The following is a 21,697-nucleotide window of genomic DNA, read 5'->3' on the forward strand; positions in this document are numbered from 1 at the left end:
TTTATCCCGGCGGGTTGGCCCACTGGCCACGTTCACGCAAGATGCGTGTCACCCCCGGAATGCGTTTGACGTTGCGCATCAATCTGGCAAGGTGCACACGGTCTTCCACCTGTATCGTGAAACGCAATTGCGTCATCAGCGAGTCATGATCGTCGTCCATGCCGACGAACGTGATGTTCGCATCGGATTCACCGATCTCTGCAGCCACCCGCGCCAGCACACCGCGTTCATTGGTCACCAGCACCACGATGCGACAATCAAAGCGGCGATTGAGTTCTTGTCCCCACTGCACTTCGATCCAGCGTTCCGGCTCCTTGCTACGACCACGACGTGCGACATCGCATTCCTGACTATGCACCACCAGGCCCTGATCACGTTTGAGCTGACCGTCTATTCTGTCACCGGGAATCGGCTGACAACATGGTGCCAGTTGTACTGCCACGCCTTCGCTGCCGTAAATGATGACCGGGTCAAGTTTTACTGGCACGTCGTCGTCGGTGCTGGTAACACGTGCCTGCAACGGTTGTCCTGCCGTGTCGTTCAAGCCCATGATATGCCGCGCCACCAGTGCCGCCATGCGTTTTCCAATGCCGATGTCGGCATGCAGTTCATCCAGCGATTTGGCGCTCGACTCATTGAGCAGGCGTTCGAGCGTGGCTGGTGGAATGTCCGAATCCAGATTCAGTGCGGCCAGTGCCTGAGCGAGCAACAACGATCCCAGTTCCACGGATTCCGACAGATTGATCGTGCGCAGATGGTGGCGGATCGCGGAGCGTGCCTTACCGGTGCGAACGAACGTCAGCCAGGTCGGGCTGGGTCGCGAACTGGCCGAGGTAATGATCTCCACGATGTCACCATTGCGCAGTTCGGTGCGCAACGGGGCGTGCTCGTGGTTGATGCGCGTGGCAACCGTCTGGTCGCCGATGTCGGTATGAATCGTGTACGCAAAATCAAGTGCGGTAGCACCGCGCGGCAGGGCGATGATTTTTGATTTGGGTGTGAACACATAAACGGAATCAGGGAACAGGTCGACCTTCACATGCTCCAGAAATTCAGCCGAGTCGCCGGTCTGCTTCTGGATGTCGAGCAGTGATTGCAACCACGCATGCGTGCGCTGCTGCAGGTCGGTCAGGCTACCTTCATTATCCTTGTAGAGCCAGTGCGCGGCCACGCCCGATTCGGCAACACGGTGCATTTCCTGGGTACGAATCTGGAACTCTACCGGTGTGCCATACGGACCGATCAGCGTCGTATGCAATGACTGATAGCCATTGAGCTTGGGGATGGCGATGTAGTCCTTGAACTTGCCTGGCATGGGTTTGTACAGCGCGTGCAAGGTACCCAGCGATACATAGCAGTGGGCGAAATTCTCGACCACAATCCGAAAGCCGTATACATCCAGCACCTGAGAGAACGACAGGCGCTTGTTGCGCATCTTGCGGTAGATGCCGTATAGCGTTTTTTCGCGGCCATACACCTGCGCCTCGATACCCGCTGCAACCAGCGTGTTCTTGACCGATTCCATGATCTTGCTGACGACTTCGCGACGATTTCCCCGTGCTGCCTTGACCGCCTTGGCCAGGGTCCGGTAACGGATCGGATGCAAGTGCGAAAACGACAGGTCCTGCAATTCACGATAAATATTGTTCAGGCCGAGACGGTGCGCAATCGGCACATAGACTTCCATCGTCTCGCGGGCAATGCGGCGCTTTTTTTCGGCGGTCATCGAGCCGAGCGTGCGCATGTTGTGCAGCCGGTCGGCCAGCTTGATCAGGATGACCCGCACGTCGCGCGCCATCGCCAGCAACATCTTGCGGAAGTTCTCCGCCTGCGCTTCGATCTGGCTCTGGAATTCGATTTTTTCGAGCTTGGACAAGCCATCGACCAGCGCGGCGACCGGTGAACCAAAGCGCTCGATCAACTCTTCTTTTTTGACATCCTGGTCTTCCATCACGTCATGCAGCAGAGCCGCCATGATCGCCTGTGCATCCAGTTTCCAGTCCGCGCAAATTTCGGCGACAGCAATCGGATGGGATATGTACGGCTCTCCCGACACCCGCATTTGGCCGAGGTGCATCTCATCCGAGAAGCGATAGGCTTCCTTGACCTTCTTCAGGTCAGAAGGCGACAGGTATTCGGCGAGTTTGGTGTTGAGCTGGGAAACAGATGCGACCCCCGGTGCTGTGGGTGTACCGGGGTCGGGAGAGAGGAACGTGCTTGAACTACGGATGCCAGCGCGGTCCGGCGGGGTTCGGCTGGTCAACGCCGAAATCAGAGAGTCTGCAGGTGTCAGGTCCATGCCGGTAAAGTAGCCGCGCCAGAGTGATATTAACTGTGATTAACTTGGGACTTTCTTCAACATTTCAATACCGACTTTACCAGCGGCAATTTCACGCAGGGCGATGACGGTTGGCTTATCCTTGGCATCCACTTTCGGGGTATGTCCTTGCAGCAGTTGGCGCGCACGGTAGGTAGCGGCCAGTGTCAGCTGAAAACGATTAGGAATGTATTTTGTGCAATCTTCGATGGTAATGCGGGCCATAGGTACTCCTGAAATTACGATGTCAATTTAACGCGGCATGGATGCCCAGTTGGGCGAATAGAGAAGCGTTGCGCGCGGCCTGTTGCGGGAACCTGCAGCGTGTTGCCTGAACGATCGCTGTAAGCTCTGATAAAGCACGTGCAAAGTCTTGATTAATAATAACATATTCAAAGTCGCCGGCATGCGCGATTTCGCCGCCAGCAGCCAGCAGCCGACGCGTAATGACATGCGGTTCATCCTGTCCGCGTTTTTTGAGGCGCTCCTCCAGCGCATCGATCGATGGCGGCAAAATGAAGATGCCAACAGCGTGTGAAAATTGCTTTTTGACTTGATGGGCGCCCTGCCAGTCGATTTCGAGCAAGACGTCGCTGCCGGATTTGATCTGGCTGGCGATCATTACGCGTGAGGTGCCGTAATAATTACCATGGACTTCCGCTGATTCCAGAAATTCACCGGCATCCCGTCGCCTCATGAAATCGTCGGCAGTGGTGAAGTAGTACTCGCGCCCGTCCTGTTCACCCGGGCGCGGTGCGCGCGTGGTGTAAGAGACCGACAGCTTCAACGCTGGCTCTTGCGCCAGCAATGCATTCACCAGTGTGGATTTTCCTGCACCCGAAGGCGCAACCACCATGAACAAACTCCCGGCGGAGGCGTTGTCGTCATGCATATGTGTCCTTAAATATAGGTCAGTCACGAAAAATTACCGTGACCTTGGATAAGTCGATGATCGTTTGTTTTGCCGCAGAGGCCAAGCGATAACCGGTCGGAAAGCAGTTATTCCAGATTTTGTACCTGTTCGCGCATCTGGTCGATCAGTAGTTTGAGTTCCATCGATGCATCGGCAAGTTCCTTGAGTGCTGCCTTGGAGCCAACCGTGTTGGCTTCGCGATTGAGTTCCTGCATCATGAAGTCCAGACGCTTGCCGACCTGACCACCTTTTTTGAGGATGTGGCGCGTCTCGGCCAGGTGCGCGGCGAGTCGCGACAACTCTTCGGCAACGTCAATACGTATACCGTACAGCGTGACCTCCTGACGTATCCGTTCAACCACTTCGTCATGCGACAGGTTCGCGCTGACGCCTGGCTTTTGCAGCGCAACGCCGAGTGCTTCTTCCAGGCGCTCGATCGATTTTTGCTGGAACTGCGCGACGACTTGCGGTACCAGCGGCGTGATGCGGCGCACGATTTCGTCCATGGCATCAATGCGAGTAATTAGTGTCGCCGCGAGTGCCTCGCCTTCGCGCGCTCGTGACTCCACGAATGCCGTCACTGCGTCGCTGATCGCGGCGGCAGCGTCCGCCTGCAAGGTATCTTGCCCCATCTCGGCTTCTTCGATCACGCCCGGCCAGCGCAGCAGATCGCTCACCGACATGGGTGGCGCCGACGAAAACTGCGAACGTACTTCGGCCTGCAACATGGCAAGCGACTTCAGCAATTCGGTGTTGATTCGTTGGGTGGCGCCCGTCGCCGTTTTGCGGCCAAAACTGACGCGACACTCGACTTTGCCGCGCGTGATGCGACCGGTGATCGTTTCGCGCAACATCGGCTCGAAAGCACGCAGGTCATCGTTGATCCGGAACTGCAGATCCAGGAAGCGGGAATTCACGCTCTTGACCTCGATAGTCAGGGTGCCACCCGAGCTTTCACGGGTGACGACTGCGTAGCCGGTCATGCTGTAGATTGTCAAAATCAGGTCCTCGGTTGTTCTTTACAAATCAGTGATTTATCCACACAATCGAATGGGTAGTATTGGTCGTTCAGGGTTCAGCCGCAGGTCGTTGCAACAGGTCGGTGCGGTGGCTTTACCAGTGACATTCCCGAAATTTCCATAGGAAACCATGGCAGCACAAAACAACGCACCCCTGCCTGACGGGCTTCAAATTTCTGGCTACCGCATTGTAAAGAAAATTGCATCCGGCGGGTTCAGTATTGTCTATCTGGCCTACGACGAAGATGGTAATGCCGTGGCCATCAAGGAGTACTTGCCGAGCTCGCTCGCACTGCGCCAACCTGGCGAATTGTCGCCCTCCATTTCGCCTGAAAATTTGCCCATTTTCAGGATAGGATTGAAATGCTTTTTTGAAGAGGGCCGGGCGCTGGCCCGCATCTCGCATCCGAATGTGGTGAGCGTTATCAATTTTTTTCGTGCCAACGATACGGTCTACATGGTGATGGCTTACGAATCCGGCCGGTCTCTGCAAGACCATATTCTGCGCCGGCGCGACAAGGGTGAAAAGCCGCTGGTGTCGGAGCGCTTTATCCGCAAGATGTTCAGCCAGGTCATGAATGGTTTGCGCGAAGTCCATACCAATAAATTGCTGCATCTGGATCTGAAGCCGGCAAACATTTACTTGCGGGTCGATGGCACGCCCATCCTGCTCGATTTCGGCGCAGCGCGACAAACCCTGAAAGCAGATTTGCCGAAGCTGTATCCGATGTACACACCCGGTTTTGCGCCGCCCGAGCTGTATTCCAGAAATGGCAACCTCGGACCGTGGACCGATATTTACAGCATCGGCGCATCCATGTTCGCCTGCATGGTCGGCGCGCCGCCTCAGCCTGCCGATCAGCGCAAGATCAACGACAAGATGGACGGCCACCTGCGCAAGCTCGAAGGTATCTATTCTTCCGAGCTGATCCAGATGATCCGCTGGAGTCTGATGATCGATCCGCTGGAGCGGCCACAAAGTGTGTTTGCGCTGCAAAAGGCGTTGCAGGAACCGGTGCCTGAAAAGCATAAGGAAGGCACGGTGCAGATGTTGAAGCACAAGATTCAGGCGCTGTTTGGCGGCACCAAAAAAGCCGATGTCCCTGTCGCGCCGCCGGTTCGCGAACATCCGCATTGATGCAGTGATGCCATGACCAATCATGAGACCAGACCATGAAATTTTCTGTATTTCAGGAAAGCCATATCGGTGGCCGCAAGATCAACCAGGACCGGATGGGTTACAGCTTCACGCGTGACGCGCTGTTGCTGTTGCTGGTCGATGGCATGGGAGGCCATTTGCACGGCGAGATCGCGGCGACGGTCGCGATGCAGATGGTCGGCTCGCTGTTCCAGCAAAACGCCAAGCCCTACGTCAAAAAGCCGGAGCAGTTTCTGGAAGACAGTTTTTTTGCGGCGCATCGCGAAATTCATCGCTACCGTGTCGTGAACAATCTATCCGAGACCCCACGCACCACCATCGTCGCCTGTCTGATCCAGCACAACACGGCATTCTGGGCACATTGCGGCGATTCGCGTTTGTACTGGATGCGTGACGGCCAGATACTGGCGCGTACACGCGACCACTCTCGCATCGAAACCCTGATTGCACAGGGCCGGGCAGATCCTTCCGAACGTGCCACGCATCCCGATCGCAACAAGCTGTTCAATTGCCTTGGCGCACCCAACATGCCGATCGTCGAAATTTCCCGGCGCGCCAGTCTACAGGCTGGCGATGTGATGTTGCTGTGTTCCGATGGGTTGTGGGGGGTACTGCCGGATCACCTGCTGGCGCAATGCCTGCAAAACAATACTATCGTGCGCGCTGTACCCGAGTTGATTAGCACTGCCACGGGCATTGCCGGCAAGAACAGCGATAATGTCACCGCGCTGGCAATGATGTGGGAAAGCGATGCCAGCGCCGACGGTCCGAACACCATCACCACCAACATCTTGCCGGTGGGTGCTGTTACCACCACGATTCAGTCAGCACATCCGACCGAGCCAGACTCGGCGGAAAGTTATGACGAACGTGAAATTGAAAAAGCCATCGAAGAAATTCGTGGCGCCATTGAAAAATCTTCGCGCATCACTTCCAGGAATTAAGCACACATGTCGTCTTCATCTCGTCCCAGCGGTCGCACCGCTGACGCACTGCGCGCAGTGCGTATTACGCGCCATTACACCAAACATGCCGAAGGGTCGGTCCTGATCGAATTCGGTCACACCAAAGTCATCTGCACCGCCAGTATCGAAGACAAGGTGCCGGGCTTTCTGAAAGGCAAAGGACAAGGCTGGATGACCGCCGAGTACGGCATGTTGCCGCGCTCCACCCATACCCGGATGGCGCGTGAAGCAGCCAAGGGTAAACAGTCCGGACGCACCCAGGAAATCCAGCGCCTGATCGGTCGTTCGCTGCGCGCCGCGTTTGATCTGTCGGCATTCGGCGAGCGCACCTTGCATCTGGATTGCGACGTGATCCAGGCCGACGGCGGCACCCGGACTGCGGCGATCACCGGCGCGATGGTCGCGGCGCACGATGCGTTTTCGGTTCTGGTCGCCAACGGCATGCTCAGTGCCATACCGTTGAAGCATTTTGTCGCAGCCATTTCGGTGGGCGTGTTCCAGGGCGCACCGGTACTCGACCTCGATTACGACGAAGACTCGACCTGCGATACCGACATGAATGTCGTGATGACGGATGCCGGTGACTTCGTGGAAGTGCAGGGCACTGCCGAAGGTGTGGCGTTCGATCGCGCCACGATGAATCAGTTGCTGGATCTGGCCGATAGTGGCATTCGCACATTGATTGCGCTGCAAAAGCAGGAGCTTGGCCTGCCAGCATGAGCAAAACCCTGATCCTCGCCTCGAACAATGCCGGCAAGCTCGCCGAGTTCCAGTCCCTGCTCGGGTCGATCGGTTTCGACGTCCACGCACAGGGTGAATTTGCGGTACCCGAAGCCGACGAGCCACATGCGACGTTTGTTGAAAACGCGCTCGAAAAAGCCCGGCACGCATCGCGCCTGACCGGATTTCCGGCCTTGGCTGATGACTCCGGTGTTTGCGTCAATGCGCTGGGAGGACGTCCCGGTGTTCAGTCGGCACGCTTCGCCGGCGAGCCAAAATCCGACCTGCGTAATTGTGAAAAGCTGATTGCCGACCTGGCCGTACATGCAGACCGTTCGGCCTACTACTACTGCGTACTGGTCTATGTGCGGCATGCGGATGATCCGCAACCGGTGATTGCCGAAGGCCGCTGGAATGGTGACATCGTTACGGTACCGCGCGGCACCGGGGGCTTCGGCTACGATGCCTGGTTCAAGGTCGCCGGGCTCGACAAGACCGCTGCCGAACTCAGCGCGACAGAGAAAAACCAGCTGTCGCATCGTGCCCAGGCGCTGCGCGTGTTACTCGACAAGTTGCGATGATTCCGATTATTCCGATCCACGACATCCGTTCGCGGCCAACGCAACCCGCTGGTCCCGCCGACGCTGCCGCCGCCGCCAACGCGTACCTGCGACCAGGCATACTGAACCTGTCCGCATTGCCACCTCTGGCGCTCTACATCCATTTTCCATGGTGCGTCAAAAAATGTCCGTACTGCGATTTCAATTCGCATGAGGTGCAGGGCGGTTTTCCGGAAGAGGCGTATCTGGATGCGCTACGCGCCGACCTGGAGAGTGCGTTGCCGCTGATCTGGGGCCGCAAGATTTACACGATTTTTATTGGTGGCGGTACGCCGAGTCTGATGTCGGCAGCCGGACTCGACCGGTTGATGTCGGATGTACGCACGCTGCTGCCACTCGATGGCGCTGCCGAGATCACGATGGAAGCCAATCCGGGCACCTTCGAGGTCGAGAAATTCCGCGCGTATCGCGCCAGCGGTATCAATCGGCTGTCGATCGGTATCCAGAGCTTTAACCAGCAACATCTGCGTGCCCTTGGGCGTATCCACGATCACGACGAAGCCCGCCGCGCCGTCGACATCGCCCACGCGACCTTCGATAACTTCAATCTCGATCTGATGTACGCACTGCCGTCGCAAACCATGGCGGAGGCGACCGAAGACATCCGCACCGCGCTGGCCTATGCGCCACCGCACCTGTCGCTGTACCACCTGACGCTGGAGCCCAACACCGTCTTTGCAAAGTTTCCGCCGAACGTGCCCGATGACGATCTGAGTGCAGAAATGCAGGACATGATAGACGACGTCACTGGTGTCGGCGGTTACCAGCACTACGAGGTTTCGGCGTACGCACAGCCCGGTCGTCAGTCACGGCACAATCTCAATTACTGGCAGTTCGGTGACTATCTCGGGATCGGTGCCGGCGCACATTCAAAGCTATCGTTCCCGCACCGGATCATTCGCCAGGCGCGCTTCAAGCAACCGAAGTCGTACATGGACAATATGGCGCGTGGCAACGCCATTCAGGAAGAAGCCGAGATCGCGCGCGGCGAACTGGGTTTCGAATTCATGCTCAACACACTGCGCCTGACCGGCGGATTTGACGTGAATCTGTTTTCGGAGCGCACTGGGCTGGGCCTCAATGCGGTCGAGTCGGCATTGCTGTCAGCAGAAGCCAAAGGGCTGCTGTATCGGGACCATAAAACCATATGCCCCACGTTACTCGGGCAGCGTTTTCTGAATGATTTGCAGCAGATGTTTTTGCAGGACTAGTGCGGCTCCCGACGCCGCACTTTCTCAGAACCGGGTAGATAAGCCAACGGTCCAGCTAGTGTCGACGGTATTGCGGTTGAGTCCGCGGGCAAACGCGGTGTCGACCTGTGTGTCGTTGGTCAGCAGGTAACTGAGACCGGCTCCGATCGTCATCGTCGAGCCGCCATTTTCTGCCCGCGCAATCTGTGGCAGTGCCACTTCGGTAAAGATCGCCAGCCGGTCGCTCATCGATTTGCCAAGCTGTACCCCGAGCAGTGCGCTGGCAAAACGCTCGCCAGTCGGTTTCTTGTCCCAGACCAGGCCGGGCATCACGTTCAGCGACATCGCATTCGGAAGAGTCCATTCGAATGGCATGTGCAGTGTGGGGCGCACGCCATTGCCGCGAAACTGTGGCGAGCCCGAGTCGACATCCAGCTGAGTGATGACGCCGATCGATGGTCGCGTGCCCAGTGCATCGCTGATATGCCACTTCATTCCTAACGAAAGATCACCTGCGCCGCGCTGGGTTTCGCTGGTGGAATCGGTACGCGTCGTATTGACGACCCGACCGTCGCTGCCAAGACGCAGTTCCAGCGAGTTCGTGACGCCAAGGCGCAACAAGGTCGGCGTGGACAACGTGCGGTCCCTGACGCCATCGCGGCGATTATGTTCGCCTGCGATGCTGGTTTCGATTTGAAACCAGCCGCGGCCAACGACATCACTGGAATCAGTGAAGCCGGGTTGGTCACTCAGGATCGTGTCGGCGGTTGCAGCGGATACCGTGAGCACCGTGGTTGCCAGCGTTAGTGCCAGCAGCGCAGTGCACAGGATGTTCAGGCTGTTGTGCTTGTCATCGACTGCATTGCACGTGTTCGGCAAGGCGGCTGTTTGCATGCGCTTCTCCTTCATTATTTTTTTGAAAACGCCATCAGCGTTCCATTGCGACGGGATGCTGACGGGTTCATGTGGGTGCTACCGGACTTGCCAAATTCGCAGCCAGGTATTCAGCCACCGGCCCGTTTCACCGAAAACCCTTGCTGCTTCAATGTTGCGATCACCCGCTCGCAATGATCGCCCTGGATTTCGATGATGCCGTCCTTGACTGCGCCGCCAGATCCGCAGCTGGTCTTGAGTTGCTTGCCCAGCGCCGCCAGGGACAGCGCATCGAGCGACACGCCTTTGATCACCGTAACCGCCTTCCCCGCGCGCCCTTTTGTTTCGCGAGAGACCCGTACGACACCATCGGGCGAGGCCTGGCTGACCGCACTACGGCAAGAACAGGAGGCCACTGGCTGGCGGCAGGACGGACACATGCGGCCCGTTTCGGTGGAGTAGACGAGGCCACCGCTTGCGGATGTCGATTTCATGGATGAGTGTGTCGGAGAGAAAGCCAGAGTTTAATGGATAGTACGTGGGAGTCGTCTTAAATACGCAGGCTATCTGCGCCGTAAAAATAGAGTTCTGAAAAATGTGGCGGTAGTGCACGACACGGCAATGTTGGCATGCGCGGAGATATCTACAATTATGCCTGCCATGAATAAACCGACGTGTTATCCCGGCTAGCGTATGGTGTCTGCTCCAAGAGGCTTTCAGTAAAAAACTACCTATGAGACTCGCTGCCTTTATCGCCACGAATATGGACATCATCGTTGACGAGTTTGTTCGTTTTGCACGCACTCTCGAGCCTGCCGCGCTGGGTGAATCGGTAGCAGAGTTAAGCGATCACGCCCGCGAGATTCTGCTGGCGATCGTCCAGCAATTGCCTCGCCACGAGACACCAAAGCAAATCCACGAGAAGTCAGTACGGCATGTTTCAGAGACAGGTTTGCCGGATACGGCGGCGGCGCAACATGGCGCCGCTCGGCAAGTCAGCGGATACACCCTGCCGCAGCTGACGGCCGAGTATCGGGCCTTGCGTGCGAGCGTGCTGGGCTTGTGGATGCCGACGATCAAAACACTCAGCAAAGCAACCGCTTCAGATATGTCACGTTTTCACGAAGGGATCGATCAGGCATTGCAAGAATCAGCGATCAATTTCGCGAATAAAAACAATCAAACTCGCGATACTTTCCTGGCAATATTGGGGCACGATTTACGCAGCCCACTTGCCACGATGACGCTGGCTGGCGCCCTGTTAACCCGCACAGATGAAGGCACAGAGCGAACCGCACAAATCGGCGCGCGCGTCAAACGCAGCGCAGCGGCCATGACAACGATGGTCAATGACCTGCTTGAGTATGCCCGCACCGAACTCGGCGGGAAAATACCGGTTTGCCCGACCCTCGGAGACTTGCACGATATCTGTCAGAGCGCGGTTGACGAAGCGAGTGCGGCGCATCCTGACTGCGAATTCGAGTTGATCGATGATGGAGAAACGATAGGCGATTTTGACGGACCGCGGCTCGCGCAGGTATTCTCGAATCTGCTGAACAATGCTGCGCAGTACCGTAGCGATCAACGGCCGGTGACACTCGAAGTCAAGAGCGATGCGAGTGGGTGGGACGTGACTGTTACCAACTTCGGACGTGAAATATCGTCGCAGGCACAACGCGTCATCTTCGATCCGCTGGTGCAATTGTCGGTGTCCAGCGATCAGAAAGGCCCCGCCTCAACCAGTTTTGGGCTCGGCTTGTTCATTGCACGCGAAATCGCAGTGGCTCATGGTGGCTCGATCAGCGTTCAGTCGAGCGAGGCGCTTGGAACTGTGTTTACGGTTCGGCTGCCGCGTGTGCTTGCGACTGGCATTTCGTAAAAGTTGGCGATTGAACTGTCGAGTATCTCGGTACCGTCCTACCGGTCATCTCCGCTCGGATTATTTTTTGACGTAGACATTGACAACGCGACAACGCAGCGAATGCGAGCGGACTGTTGAAAGCATGCGCAGTGTTGAACTGTTCAAGCGTGGTGTTTTTTGGTTGGGTAGGGAGGATGTCGGGCTGGTAGGGGAAACGTGAGGATTCTCACATCTGTGCTGGCGGAGGCGGTGTCCGCCATGGTCGATTATTGGGCGGTTTCAAAATACCTCGAAAGTCAAAAAAACCTATACAAATCAAAGATAGTTTGCGGTCTTGTTGTGCCGGTCGGTTTTAGGGCATATCATCTAGTATCATGCTTTATGGCGGGTAGGATGGGGGGTAGGAGTATCACGGAGGGTATATGCCACGATTAGCAAAAGAGTTGGGAGCGCTGGAAGTCAAACGACTGACCGCACCTGGCTATCACTTTGTCGGGAAGGTGGCCGGACTGGTTTTGCAGGTGTCTGACACTGGCGCACGGTCCTGGTTACTTCGCGTGAAAATTGGCAATAAGCGGCGCGAGATTGGGCTGGGTGCATATCCAGGCGTGACGCTGGCAACTGTGCATGAAACCGCGGCGCAATTACGTAAGCAGATCAAAGACGGCGCGGACCCCGTACTAGAACGAGCCAACGCACGCCGAGGTGTGATTCAAAAACAAATTGAAGATAAGGCAAAGGCCTGGACTTTTCGCCTCTGTGCAGAGGCATACATCAAAGCTACGGCACCGGGGTGGCGTAACGCCAAGCATGAAAAGCAATGGACTAGCACCTTGGAGAAGTACGCCTATCCGACTATCGGGGAAATGCTTGTGAGTGCGATTGCGTTCGAGGACGTGCTGGCAATTGTCGAGCCGCATTGGATGACCCGAAACGAAACCATCAACCGCGTACGCAACCGCATAGAGCTTGTGCTGGACTGGGCAACTGTGCGCCGCTATCGAGAAGGCGATAACCCGGCGCGCTGGAAAGGTAACCTCGATAAGCAACTAGCTAAGCGGCGCAACGTCGCACCCGTAAAGTCGCACCAAGCGCTACCGGCAGAAGCAATGCATGGCTTCATGGTGCAACTGCGCAAGCTCGATACGACCGGGGCACGTTGCCTGGAATTCGCTGTGCTGAATGCGAGCCGATCCGGCGAGGCACGTCTGGCTACTTGGGATGAAATCGACCTGAGAACGCGGACCTGGACTATCCCAGCGGTGCGAATGAAGTCGCAGCGCGAACACAAAGTGCCGCTTTCAGACCAGGCTGTGAAGCTACTTGAATCGCTACCAAGGTTTGATGATGAACCGCTGATTTTCCCTGGACGTAAAGCGGGCACGCCGTTGTCGGATATGACCCTAACAAAAATACTGCGTGATATGGCAGTGGGCGCGGTGCCTCATGGGTTTAGGTCTACTTTCTCAACCTGGGTGGCATCGTCAACCAGCTACCCGTCCGAAGTGCGCGAGATGGCACTGGCTCATGCGGTAGGAGATCACACGGTAGCGGCATACCAGCGGTCCGACTTGTTCGAGAAACGGCGCAACCTCATGTGTGACTGGGCGAACTTCGCAGACACCCCGCAAATAGAGTCCGACAACATTATCCAGTTGCGAAGCGCATCGCCTTCGAGGGTGTAGGGCTATAAAAGAAAAACCCGGCTGTGTGAGGCCGGGCGAGTGCCACAGAAAACGATCAGGGATTCCACAGCAATATGAACAGCTACAAGCATAGCATTGATGGCGGGCGCATCTCAACCGATAGCGCATTAACCGGCGCACGCCTCAAAGCCGAACGCGAGAGGCGAAAGGTAACCAAAGTTGATTTAACGTCTTGGGCCGGGATCACGCGTCCGACGCTTGACCATATCGAAGCCGGGGGTGAAAGCCGCGATCTGCAACGGATTTGGGATACGCTGATTTTGGGGCGTCCAGGCGAACAAAAGAAGCGCGGCCCGCCCCGGGTTGCTCGGGCGTACAAATTGCCGCCTGAATGGCTGGTGCTGATGCGCGACCTTGCCCACTATGCACAGCCTGATGACGCATCCGTGAGGGCGTTCCTGGAGATAGTGGATGCTATGCTGGGCAGTGACGTCGGCGGATATGACCGTGCCGCATATACAAGTACCGCCGCGTTGTTCGATGCGCGGATTGCTGCTATTGCCAAAACTTATCCACGATGGCATGAAGCCTTGAGCGGCTGGCTTTTACATAGTGCCGCCACTAATGTGCACCCGTTGTTCTGCAGGATGGCAAGGCGTGCTGAAATAGCACGTGTAGCGATTGGGCGTGGGGTGAAACCAAGCAAAGTATTTGGGCTTGTGAAGGTGGGGCATCCTGCGGGTGTTCCGCAACGAGTGGCCGGGGTGAAAACCTATATCGGCACGGGGGCAACCCAGAACGATGACGCCGTGCGCCTCGCGTACCTGCACATAATGAATGCTATTTCCGAAGCAGAAGCGATCAAATCCGCAGTGCTGACCTGCTACGGCGACACTACGGCAATTAGGGTTATCGGTGTGCGCCTGAAGAAAGCCAGGGCAACCGGCACGGCAGAGGTTAGCCCATCCAACTTCCCAGTTTCTGTAGAGATCGCCGCAATCAAAAACAAGTACAACGTCGAAATGTAAAGTTTGCATTTCGACGGTCAGAACTCCGCCTGAATACGGATGCGACCGCCTGATGATGGCCTCACTTAAACAAGAGTGGGTGAGGAAATCATGAACAAAGAAATCGACGTTCAATTGCGTATCAAGACCGTTGCCGAAGTAACGGGACTATCAAAGCCCAGCATCTACCGGCTCATGAAATTGGGCGTGTTTCCAAGGCCGCGACGCGTTGGAATTTCTGCGGTCGCCTGGTCTAGTGCGGCCATCGTTGCTTATATCGATTCACGTAGCGCAGCCTGACGGATGGGCAGCGGTATGAACGAAATCAAAAACGATCAGATTGCCATGTTCGATGGCGGCAGGCGGGTGGCGCTAACTGTATATTCACGAACAACAAACCCAAAGCCGATAGATGCAGGGCAACCAGAGTGGAATGAGGTTGTTGAGACGTTGAGCAAGCACGACGTTCGTGAAGATAAAGAAGGCAGGTGCATCTCGTTCCATCAGCTCATGCCGGGAGCTACACGGGCAAACGCAAACGTAGAACTTGTATCTGCCTACGTAATCGATAGCGACGACGGGGCCGGATTGGACGAAATAAAAAAGCCGCTCACTGGTTTGGAATACGTGATTTATTCGACGCACAGCCATACGCCGGATAAGCCTAAATATCGTGTGGTATTTCCTCTGAGCGCCCCTGTAGGTCATGCCGACTGGGACTATTTTCGAGGTGCCGCCGATGCTGAACTCGCGGGCGGGCACAACGACGGGTCAACGAAAGATGCATCACGGCTTTACTACACGCCAAGCTGCCCGGAGAGCAGGGCCGAACATGCCTACTTTGAACACGTGCGCGGCGAGGCTATTGATAGCGCTGCAATGATCGCAAAGGGTAGAGCACAGAGCGCACGTAGTCTGCCCGGTCTGCCACAAATTAAACCTCGTAAGTATGCGGCGTCAGTAGCCCGTAACGCCGATGTGCTGGGTGTGTCCGGTCCGGTGGACCTTGAACGTGCTCGGTCTGCTTTGATGGCGATTCCGTCCGATGGTGGGCGGTATGAGTGGCGGGGGAGTGTGTGGGGTTTTGATGCAGCAACGAACGGCGAAGACCAGAATTTTTTGCGTGGTTGGAACGCTCAGTCGGCGGACAAGTACCCTAACTACCGGGAGGCATTGGAGAAACTTCTCCGTTCTGATACCAAGCGCGAAGGTGGTGTCGCCGCTGGAACATTGTTTATGCTCGCCAAACAGCACGGATGGACAGACCCAGCGCACAGCAAGCGCATCGCCGCCAGCCCGGATGAAACAACACGACTGGGTAACGTTATGGAAACCCTGAACGACGCGGGTAATGCTGACCGGATTGTCAAAGCCGCAAACGGTAACCTTCAGTATTGCCGAGACCTGCTTAAATGGCTTGTCTGGACGGACGGGCACTGGCACTGGGATATCAAAGGCGACGTGGTGCAGTTCGCTACCGCGGTTATGCGCGGCATTTATACCGAAGCACGCGACGAGGCCCGAAATGATGATGCGAAGCGGTTGGCCCAGCACGCTGGCAATAGTTGCTCGCTGCGTGGCCTGACGGCGGGGGTCGAATTAGCGAAGTCAATGCCGGGTGTGTCGGTTGGTGCATCGGAACTCGATGCGGACCCCATGGTGATCGGCGTAGTGAACGGCGTTGTTGACCTGAAAACCGGAGAGTTCCGCCAGGCATTGCGCGAGGGACTCATAACGCGCCTCATGAACGTCGAATGGATCGCCGGTGCGACCTGCCCGCACTGGGAGGCTACGCTCCACAGCATATTCAACGACAACCGCGACGTAGTTGATTTTGTGCAGCGTGCTATGGGGTACACGTTGACCGGCCGGACGACGGAGCAGTGCTTTTTCTTTCTGTATGGGACAGGGGCGAACGGGAAATCTACCGTGCTCAACGTGCTGCGGGAAATCCTTGGCGGCTATGGCATCCAGACCTCGCCGGAAGTGCTCATGGCGAAAACTGCGGCGAACGCATCTGGCCCTACGCCGGAAATTGCGCGACTGGCGGGGCCTCGCTTTGTTGCAGCGAACGAGACCGAGGAGGGGCAGCGCTTTGCCGAATCAATGGTCAAGCAACTGACGGGTGGTGATGCTGTCACTGCGCGTGTCTTGCATGGTGCGCCGTTTGACTTCGTGCCGGTTTTTAAGCTGTGGCTGGCCGGGAATCATCGCCCGGTAATTCGGGGTGACGACCACGGCATCTGGCGGCGCATGGTGATGATCGGGTTCGACCGGAAGTTCAGCGGGGAAGAGCAAAACAAGCACTTGCCTGACATGCTGCGGAAAGAGTATCCAGGCATCCTCAACTGGCTTATCGCTGGTTGCCTCGCCTGGCAAAAGCATGGCCTTGATAGGCCCGCTGAAATCACCCGCCAGGTTGATGCCTATCGGTCCGACATGGACCTCATGGGGAACTGGATCGACGAGACGTGCATCGTCGAAGCCACTGCGGTCATCAAGGCTGGTGCTGCTTATACGAGCTATAAAAATTGGTCTTTCCAGAACGGCCACCGCTTTATCAGCAACCAGAAATTTGCCCAAAAACTGAAGGACCGAGGGTTCGACAAGGGGCACGGAAAAGCCGGAACGCACTACTTCGGACTGGGCTTTCGACAGGGGCAATTCTAGGCCGGTGACGGAGGTGACGGACAACGACCTTTTTCAATGTTTTTCTCTATATAAATTCTCTTATGGGAAACATAGGAAATGCTCAATGTCCGTCACCTCCGTCACCACGCAGCGCACACCCGTCGAACAAATAGTCCCAAACAGTTTCATTACGTTCGCGGGGCCTTGCCCGCGTCGAACAGATCACGACCGGAAGGAAACACCATGAAATTATTTGCAAATAACCTCGCAGCACAACGCCAAGCCAGCCTTGCCAAACAAGAACAGGACCGGGCCAAGCGGACCGAGCGCGACCAACATGCAGAGCAGTCATCGAACGAGCGGTTCATTCCCCTGACGGACCGCGTGCAAAAAATGATCGACAAAATGCCCTTGCCTATCCAGTGCGACGGGGTGCCGATGGCCCTGTTCGTTGAAAACCTACGTGGCAAGTTTCGAGGCCAAGCCAGCGCCCCGGCACTGGGTAAAGCGTTACGTTCGATGGGCTGGATTAGAACCCGCCAGTGGCGCAACGAGAGCGACGGATTCAGTGCCCTATGGTTCCCACCAGACAAGCCAGATAAACGCGCCACAGCCCCGCTATCGCAGCCAGCAACGCCAGACCAAACCCCAGTCGAACCCCTGAAAGGATCAGCACAATGAATACCAAGTTCACCCCGTCCGAGAAGTTGGCAGCGCTCCCAGAGTCAACTCCAGGTCGCCAGTTTTACGATGCGTTCCAGAATGCCATCCGACGTTCGCCAGAGAATGAAGCAGTGATGGTCACCGCCGACCGTGACGAACTAAATGCAGTAGCCTATCTTGCCGACATCGTACAAACGGCCATGTACACTGGCATCGCATCTCACGACGGCATAGCGTTATCGAGAGTTCCCGCTCTGCTTGCCGCAGCGGTAGCGCGTGGGGTAGGTGCTCGCTGTTATGAACTCGCCTCTGAACTCCAGCCTGAGGACGCCAAGACCAAGGCTGCGCAGTTGTCTGAGTGGGTGCGTGGTGAATTCCTGCCATTGTGCGACGCTGCCCATTACAAGCTGCAAACCTCGGAAGGGTGGATGATCGAACGCGACGCCTGGCTAGATGGGCAAGGATATTCCGCACTGGACGAAGTATTTCAATCCGTGAACAAATGGTTACCGATTCTGGACACCTGGTATGAAGCCGCGTGCTTGCCGCACCGGGTCGAAGTGTTCCAGCAATACGAATTCCGGTACGACTGGACGAGCTACGACGAAACACGGTCTTACCTTGGCGTGTTCAATATCGGCGTTTCTGGCATGCCGTCAATGTGTTTTAGCAAGACGCCGGACCCGACCCCTGCGGACCAGACGGCCAGCTAAGTTGATATGATCGCGCCGCGCCAAGATGGGCGGCGTCACCTCGGTTATTTGCAGTTCTTCCTATTTGCCTTTTTCCCCAAGCACCTGAGGTCCAAGATATTTCAGGACGGACTTTGCGTCATATGCGGTGCCTATGCCTTCCGGTTTCACCCCCTTGAATGCTTTGATTACGAGTGTCGAGTTTGGTAATTCAATTGGCACGATGGTTGATGGTGTATATCTAGTCGTTGTTGTTGCCAAAGCGGTTGAGCCATAGCTATTGATCGTCGTATTACTTGTACTGTTTCCCGGCGTCACCATTGAAATTGACCGAGCGTTGTTTGCGGTACTACCGACGACAAAATAGTCAAAGCCGTGTTCAACGGTCAGTTCTGCCGCACGATACAAGGCTTGCATAGAAGTAACTTGTTTGCTTGTCATGCCGTTATTGTCCACACTGATAGAGAAAGTATTTTCATCAATGCGGGAGTCGGTGTATCCGCCAAGCAGCCCATATTTTCCGTATGGCGTTGCACAAGCCGCGAGTAAAACAGCCATCAAGATTGCTAATAGTTTTTTCATCGACTTATTCCCTTATTAAATTTTTTCCAATGCACGATGGGTCCGGTGTGAGGTTGTTCTGGTGGCGCACTAGGAGGCATAAGTTGCAGTCGGTGTGGTGGAGGTGCGAACAGTTCAAGCGCGTGCAAGCCGTCGTATAGCCGCTTGATTGCTTCAGGCTGTGGCTGCGTTGGTGAAAGTGTTGGCATGGCTAGGTTAGCTACCGTGGATTGCACAAGAGCATGTAACTTAACGTTGCTTATCTGTAATGTCAAATTGAAAACATTGCCCCTCAGTGTTGCGATCACTGGGGAGCTTTGGGATTTCGGCTGTCGGTAAAATGGCGTACCTCAGAAGCGACGGGGTGGCTTGCTTTTTTTGGTGTCCATGCCGGGGTGGTACGGGGTGGGGGGGTAGGGGTGCTGGATGGGTAGGGGCGAAGCGTGAAGATGAACGCGTGATAGCGGGTGATGGCAGGCAATGCTGGCTATTTACAGGGAGTTAAGGTATAATACCTATGTGCTAACGAACTAGCACAAGCAGCGAAGCAGGGTGCTTGAACACCCTGCCCGCCTAAATCACCCACTTGAAACGGACAAGCAAATGACCTACCAGAATTCTACATCGACCGCCGCCCGCATCCTTCAATGCGAAATCGACGTTGCGATGGGCGCATCGCCAAGCAACGAAGTTTTAAATGCACTGGCAGGCGCTACAGCGGCAACCGTTGAGGCCGTGACCGTCGAGAGTACCGCCACCCGTGCGCGTGCATGGGCAGCGTGGAACCATGCCGTCGAGGTATTCGAGGCACTGAAGCCACAACTTACCCCGAACGCCTTCCACGCGCACGCCGACGCCCTGATGCGTATGTCGTTCAAATTGGATTTGTTGGATGAAGCGGTGCACTGATTAGCAGTCATTGGCGCGACGGAGACCCGGTGCAGTTCGCCGGGTTTTTTATTGAGCGATCAAACAATGACGTTATTGATGTATCAGCCAGGCTTGAACAGCGGCAATCAGTCTTAAATTCTTTGGGGGGTAGGATGGTGGGTAAAGCGGGATTTGATAGTTCTCTCATAGGAGAACTGGCGGAGGCGGTGAGATTCGAACTCACGAAGGGCTCACACCCTCGCCAGTTTTCAAGACTGGTGCCTTCAACCGCTCGGCCACACCTCCGCTGGAGCCCGCATTATGCCATTCGATCAGGGCCGACACCAATTGAAATTTCGGGCGGAGTGGAAATACCAGCGTGACACCCATCGGAATCGCTGGTTTTTCGGTGCGCTGCGGCCGACTGGCGCCAACTATTCACTTCTTCAAGCGAATTCTGACCATGCCTGTCGATGTCAACTCAATCAATGATCATGCGGATCTGGTCACGAACCCGGGACACTCGCGACCGAACGGTACCAATCGGGATATGCATTTTTTCTGCCGCGACTGCGTAGCTCGATTCGTGTTCCAGCACAGCTTCGAAGGTCTCGCGTATGCGGTCCGGGAGGGTTGATAGCATTTGTTCGACACGTTCAGCCAATTGCTGGTTTTCAATTACATCAGCAGGGTTACCCGACATATCGACCATATCGTCGATCAGGCTTTCGTCCGCATGTTTGGATGCAGCGGCGTAGTTGCGACGAACATGATTGCGGGCGAGGTTGAGAGCGATGCCGAAGAGCCAGGTGGATGGCTTTGATGCGCCTGAAAAGCGGTCTGCGCAGCGGACGCTTTCGACGAAGGTGTTTTGAACGACATCGCGTGCATCTTCGATGTTGCGTACGTAGCGTTGTACAAAACGTATCAGATGGGAGTAGTGCTGTTTGAATAATAGATCGATGTCGACGAGGCTCAGCGGGCTGGTGTGTACGTACGCGGATTGTTCAGTGGAAGTGTGCTCTTGCTCGAGTAATGAGGTCATCGCTATCTCCTGAATATCGCGCCGGCAAAGGGGCGCAGATGAGAAGAACTAGTGCAACACTCATGCCAAACATTGTTTTTTTGCTAAGTGATTATAAAGAAAGGAGTTTTTGTCGAAATGGCATTTAATGATCAAGAAAGCATCTAAAAATGGCTAGGTCGGGTTTAGAGAAATTCCGTGCTGGCCATTTGCACGTCTTTTTTGTCTTCGCCTGCCGACGTTGATTCGGTGTCGTGTGCATTCATTGATGAGTGCCGTTACACCCTATCGAGTTGCAAGCGAAGGCTCCGCGTTGACGTCATCCTATTGAACATGCCGTGTCAGTAATCTCACTTGACCGACATGCGGATCTCGTTTTTTACCCGCGATATGCGCGATCGCACGGTACCTATTGGGATATTCATCATGATAGCGGCGTCGGCGTAACTGGCTTCGTGTTCCAGAACGACTTCATACGTTTCCCTGATGCGCTGAGGGAGTTTGTCCAGCAGGCGTGAGACACGGTCGGCCAGTTGTTGATGTTCAACGACCTCCGCCGGGTCATTGGAAAAGTCGATGACGTCGTCAAGCAAGCTTTCATCGGCATGGCGTGCGGCAGCAGCATAACTGCGGCGAACATGATTGCGTGCCAGATTCTGTGCAATGCCGAATAGCCAGGTGGAGGGTAGCGATCCACCGTGGTATCGATCTGCACAACGTATTGTTTCGACGAAGGTGTTTTGCACCACGTCCATCGCATCATCGATGTTACGCACGTAACGTTGCGTGAAGCGTAATAAAAAAACGTAATGCTGTCTGAATAACATGTCTGGATTGATCACCTGCCGGCTGACAGTGAGTTCGGCAGGTGGTAATTCATCGGTTGCCTGCGGGCATTCTGATAACGTCTCCATTGCCATCTCCGTGTTTTTTTTAACCGAAAAAGTATCCACAGGAAAACATTGC

At 55.7% G+C, this 21,697-nt stretch carries 22 protein-coding genes and 1 tRNA gene; 13 read left to right on the top strand and 10 right to left on the bottom strand.

Annotated features, from left to right (window positions below):
• Window position 1: 1 nt before the first annotated feature.
• From ABD720_RS04905 to ABD720_RS04920, 4 genes are all read right to left on the bottom strand, one after another.
• Window positions 2-2,299 (bottom strand): RelA/SpoT family protein, encoded by a 2,298-nt coding sequence (locus ABD720_RS04905; protein WP_344762117.1) that lies wholly within the window; start codon window positions 2,297-2,299, stop codon window positions 2-4.
• Window positions 2,300-2,338: 39 nt separating this feature from the next.
• The gene (rpoZ, locus tag ABD720_RS04910) at window positions 2,339-2,542 is read right to left on the bottom strand and encodes a DNA-directed RNA polymerase subunit omega (protein WP_326939487.1); all 204 of its coding nucleotides are present in this window, start codon (window positions 2,540-2,542) and stop codon (window positions 2,339-2,341) included.
• 22 nt (window positions 2,543-2,564) lie between these two features.
• Complete coding sequence (gmk, locus tag ABD720_RS04915; RefSeq protein WP_344762118.1) at window positions 2,565-3,209, bottom strand: guanylate kinase; 645 nt, start codon at window positions 3,207-3,209, stop codon at window positions 2,565-2,567.
• Between the two features lie 107 nt (window positions 3,210-3,316).
• On the bottom strand, window positions 3,317-4,228 hold the full coding sequence (locus ABD720_RS04920) for a YicC/YloC family endoribonuclease (RefSeq protein ID WP_344762119.1): 912 nt from the start codon (window positions 4,226-4,228) through the stop codon (window positions 3,317-3,319).
• Window positions 4,229-4,379: 151 nt separating this feature from the next.
• Here ABD720_RS04920 and ABD720_RS04925 point away from each other — a divergent pair, with 151 nt between their 5' ends.
• From ABD720_RS04925 to hemW, 5 genes are read left to right on the top strand one after another with little or no spacing between them, the layout of a single operon-like run.
• Complete coding sequence (locus ABD720_RS04925) at window positions 4,380-5,387, top strand: serine/threonine protein kinase (RefSeq protein WP_344762120.1); 1,008 nt, start codon at window positions 4,380-4,382, stop codon at window positions 5,385-5,387.
• A 35-nt stretch (window positions 5,388-5,422) separates the two neighbouring features.
• Window positions 5,423-6,352, top strand: a complete 930-nt coding sequence (locus ABD720_RS04930) for a PP2C family protein-serine/threonine phosphatase (protein WP_344762121.1) — start codon at window positions 5,423-5,425, stop codon at window positions 6,350-6,352.
• 6 nt (window positions 6,353-6,358) lie between these two features.
• Entirely contained in the window at window positions 6,359-7,093 is a 735-nt protein-coding gene (rph, locus tag ABD720_RS04935) for a ribonuclease PH (RefSeq protein WP_344762122.1), read from the top strand.
• Window positions 7,090-7,674: an RdgB/HAM1 family non-canonical purine NTP pyrophosphatase gene (gene rdgB, locus ABD720_RS04940; protein WP_344762123.1), complete on the top strand. Its 585-nt coding sequence runs from the start codon at window positions 7,090-7,092 to the stop codon at window positions 7,672-7,674. Before rph ends, rdgB begins: the two co-directional genes overlap by 4 nt.
• Window positions 7,671-8,924: a radical SAM family heme chaperone HemW gene (hemW, locus tag ABD720_RS04945; protein ID WP_344762124.1), complete on the top strand. Its 1,254-nt coding sequence runs from the start codon at window positions 7,671-7,673 to the stop codon at window positions 8,922-8,924. Before rdgB ends, hemW begins: the two co-directional genes overlap by 4 nt.
• Window positions 8,925-8,948: 24 nt before the next feature.
• Here hemW and ABD720_RS04950 read toward each other — a convergent pair whose 3' ends face one another.
• Window positions 8,949-9,797: a transporter gene (locus tag ABD720_RS04950; protein WP_344762125.1), complete on the bottom strand. Its 849-nt coding sequence runs from the start codon at window positions 9,795-9,797 to the stop codon at window positions 8,949-8,951.
• Between the two features lie 110 nt (window positions 9,798-9,907).
• Entirely contained in the window at window positions 9,908-10,270 is a 363-nt protein-coding gene (locus tag ABD720_RS04955) for a translation initiation factor Sui1 (RefSeq protein ID WP_344762126.1), read from the bottom strand.
• Between the two features lie 239 nt (window positions 10,271-10,509).
• Between ABD720_RS04955 and ABD720_RS04960 the strand changes: the two genes are divergently transcribed.
• The 7 genes from ABD720_RS04960 to ABD720_RS04990 all read left to right on the top strand — a co-directional run bounded on the left by ABD720_RS04960 (window position 10,510) and on the right by ABD720_RS04990 (window position 18,297).
• Window positions 10,510-11,655, top strand: a complete 1,146-nt coding sequence (locus ABD720_RS04960; protein ID WP_344762127.1) for a sensor histidine kinase — start codon at window positions 10,510-10,512, stop codon at window positions 11,653-11,655.
• A gap of 404 nt (window positions 11,656-12,059) precedes the next feature.
• Entirely contained in the window at window positions 12,060-13,322 is a 1,263-nt protein-coding gene (locus tag ABD720_RS04965; protein ID WP_344762128.1) for a tyrosine-type recombinase/integrase, read from the top strand.
• A 74-nt stretch (window positions 13,323-13,396) separates the two neighbouring features.
• A complete protein-coding gene (locus ABD720_RS04970; RefSeq protein WP_344762129.1) occupies window positions 13,397-14,311 on the top strand; it encodes a helix-turn-helix domain-containing protein in 915 nt (304 codons plus the stop codon).
• A 90-nt stretch (window positions 14,312-14,401) separates the two neighbouring features.
• The gene (locus ABD720_RS04975; protein ID WP_344762130.1) at window positions 14,402-14,590 is read left to right on the top strand and encodes a helix-turn-helix transcriptional regulator; all 189 of its coding nucleotides are present in this window, start codon (window positions 14,402-14,404) and stop codon (window positions 14,588-14,590) included.
• Between the two features lie 15 nt (window positions 14,591-14,605).
• Window positions 14,606-16,960 (top strand): DNA primase family protein, encoded by a 2,355-nt coding sequence (locus ABD720_RS04980; protein WP_344762131.1) that lies wholly within the window; start codon window positions 14,606-14,608, stop codon window positions 16,958-16,960.
• A 204-nt stretch (window positions 16,961-17,164) separates the two neighbouring features.
• On the top strand, window positions 17,165-17,602 hold the full coding sequence (locus ABD720_RS04985; protein WP_344762132.1) for a hypothetical protein: 438 nt from the start codon (window positions 17,165-17,167) through the stop codon (window positions 17,600-17,602).
• The gene (locus ABD720_RS04990; protein WP_344762133.1) at window positions 17,599-18,297 is read left to right on the top strand and encodes a hypothetical protein; all 699 of its coding nucleotides are present in this window, start codon (window positions 17,599-17,601) and stop codon (window positions 18,295-18,297) included. The genes ABD720_RS04985 and ABD720_RS04990 overlap by 4 nt, the downstream gene beginning before the upstream one ends.
• Before the next feature lie 60 nt (window positions 18,298-18,357).
• On the opposite strand, the gene ABD720_RS04995 is transcribed toward ABD720_RS04990, so the two are convergent.
• Window positions 18,358-18,858: a CC0125/CC1285 family lipoprotein gene (locus tag ABD720_RS04995; RefSeq protein WP_344762134.1), complete on the bottom strand. Its 501-nt coding sequence runs from the start codon at window positions 18,856-18,858 to the stop codon at window positions 18,358-18,360.
• Window positions 18,859-19,440: 582 nt separating this feature from the next.
• Between ABD720_RS04995 and ABD720_RS05000 the strand changes: the two genes are divergently transcribed.
• Complete coding sequence (locus tag ABD720_RS05000) at window positions 19,441-19,746, top strand: hypothetical protein (RefSeq protein WP_344762135.1); 306 nt, start codon at window positions 19,441-19,443, stop codon at window positions 19,744-19,746.
• 177 nt (window positions 19,747-19,923) lie between these two features.
• On the opposite strand, the gene ABD720_RS05005 is transcribed toward ABD720_RS05000, so the two are convergent.
• The 3 genes from ABD720_RS05005 to ABD720_RS05015 form a co-directional block, all read right to left on the bottom strand.
• A tRNA-Ser gene (locus ABD720_RS05005) sits at window positions 19,924-20,013 on the bottom strand.
• A 175-nt stretch (window positions 20,014-20,188) separates the two neighbouring features.
• Window positions 20,189-20,752, bottom strand: coding sequence for an RNA polymerase sigma factor (locus ABD720_RS05010; RefSeq protein WP_344762136.1), 564 nt, complete (start codon window positions 20,750-20,752; stop codon window positions 20,189-20,191).
• Between the two features lie 329 nt (window positions 20,753-21,081).
• The gene (locus tag ABD720_RS05015; protein WP_344762137.1) at window positions 21,082-21,645 is read right to left on the bottom strand and encodes an RNA polymerase sigma factor; all 564 of its coding nucleotides are present in this window, start codon (window positions 21,643-21,645) and stop codon (window positions 21,082-21,084) included.
• Window positions 21,646-21,697: the final 52 nt, after the last annotated feature.

The sequence above is a fragment of the Actimicrobium antarcticum genome (genome assembly GCF_039536745.1).
GTDB classification, from domain to species: Bacteria; Pseudomonadota; Gammaproteobacteria; order Burkholderiales; family Burkholderiaceae_D; genus Actimicrobium; species Actimicrobium antarcticum.

Coding starts and splice junctions, on each gene's coding strand:
- ABD720_RS04905 (WP_344762117.1), bottom strand. CDS start 2,299: ATGGACCTGACACCTGCAGACTCTCTGATTTCGGCGTTGACCAGCCGA.
- rpoZ (WP_326939487.1), bottom strand. CDS start 2,542: ATGGCCCGCATTACCATCGAAGATTGCACAAAATACATTCCTAATCGT.
- gmk (WP_344762118.1), bottom strand. CDS start 3,209: ATGCATGACGACAACGCCTCCGCCGGGAGTTTGTTCATGGTGGTTGCG.
- ABD720_RS04925 (WP_344762120.1), top strand. CDS start 4,380: ATGGCAGCACAAAACAACGCACCCCTGCCTGACGGGCTTCAAATTTCT.
- ABD720_RS04930 (WP_344762121.1), top strand. CDS start 5,423: ATGAAATTTTCTGTATTTCAGGAAAGCCATATCGGTGGCCGCAAGATC.
- rph (WP_344762122.1), top strand. CDS start 6,359: ATGTCGTCTTCATCTCGTCCCAGCGGTCGCACCGCTGACGCACTGCGC.
- rdgB (WP_344762123.1), top strand. CDS start 7,090: ATGAGCAAAACCCTGATCCTCGCCTCGAACAATGCCGGCAAGCTCGCC.
- hemW (WP_344762124.1), top strand. CDS start 7,671: ATGATTCCGATTATTCCGATCCACGACATCCGTTCGCGGCCAACGCAA.
- ABD720_RS04950 (WP_344762125.1), bottom strand. CDS start 9,797: ATGCAAACAGCCGCCTTGCCGAACACGTGCAATGCAGTCGATGACAAG.
- ABD720_RS04955 (WP_344762126.1), bottom strand. CDS start 10,270: ATGAAATCGACATCCGCAAGCGGTGGCCTCGTCTACTCCACCGAAACG.
- ABD720_RS04960 (WP_344762127.1), top strand. CDS start 10,510: ATGAGACTCGCTGCCTTTATCGCCACGAATATGGACATCATCGTTGAC.
- ABD720_RS04965 (WP_344762128.1), top strand. CDS start 12,060: ATGCCACGATTAGCAAAAGAGTTGGGAGCGCTGGAAGTCAAACGACTG.
- ABD720_RS04970 (WP_344762129.1), top strand. CDS start 13,397: ATGAACAGCTACAAGCATAGCATTGATGGCGGGCGCATCTCAACCGAT.
- ABD720_RS04975 (WP_344762130.1), top strand. CDS start 14,402: ATGAACAAAGAAATCGACGTTCAATTGCGTATCAAGACCGTTGCCGAA.
- ABD720_RS04980 (WP_344762131.1), top strand. CDS start 14,606: ATGAACGAAATCAAAAACGATCAGATTGCCATGTTCGATGGCGGCAGG.
- ABD720_RS04985 (WP_344762132.1), top strand. CDS start 17,165: ATGAAATTATTTGCAAATAACCTCGCAGCACAACGCCAAGCCAGCCTT.
- ABD720_RS04990 (WP_344762133.1), top strand. CDS start 17,599: ATGAATACCAAGTTCACCCCGTCCGAGAAGTTGGCAGCGCTCCCAGAG.
- ABD720_RS04995 (WP_344762134.1), bottom strand. CDS start 18,858: ATGAAAAAACTATTAGCAATCTTGATGGCTGTTTTACTCGCGGCTTGT.
- ABD720_RS05000 (WP_344762135.1), top strand. CDS start 19,441: ATGACCTACCAGAATTCTACATCGACCGCCGCCCGCATCCTTCAATGC.
- ABD720_RS05010 (WP_344762136.1), bottom strand. CDS start 20,752: ATGACCTCATTACTCGAGCAAGAGCACACTTCCACTGAACAATCCGCG.
- ABD720_RS05015 (WP_344762137.1), bottom strand. CDS start 21,645: ATGGAGACGTTATCAGAATGCCCGCAGGCAACCGATGAATTACCACCT.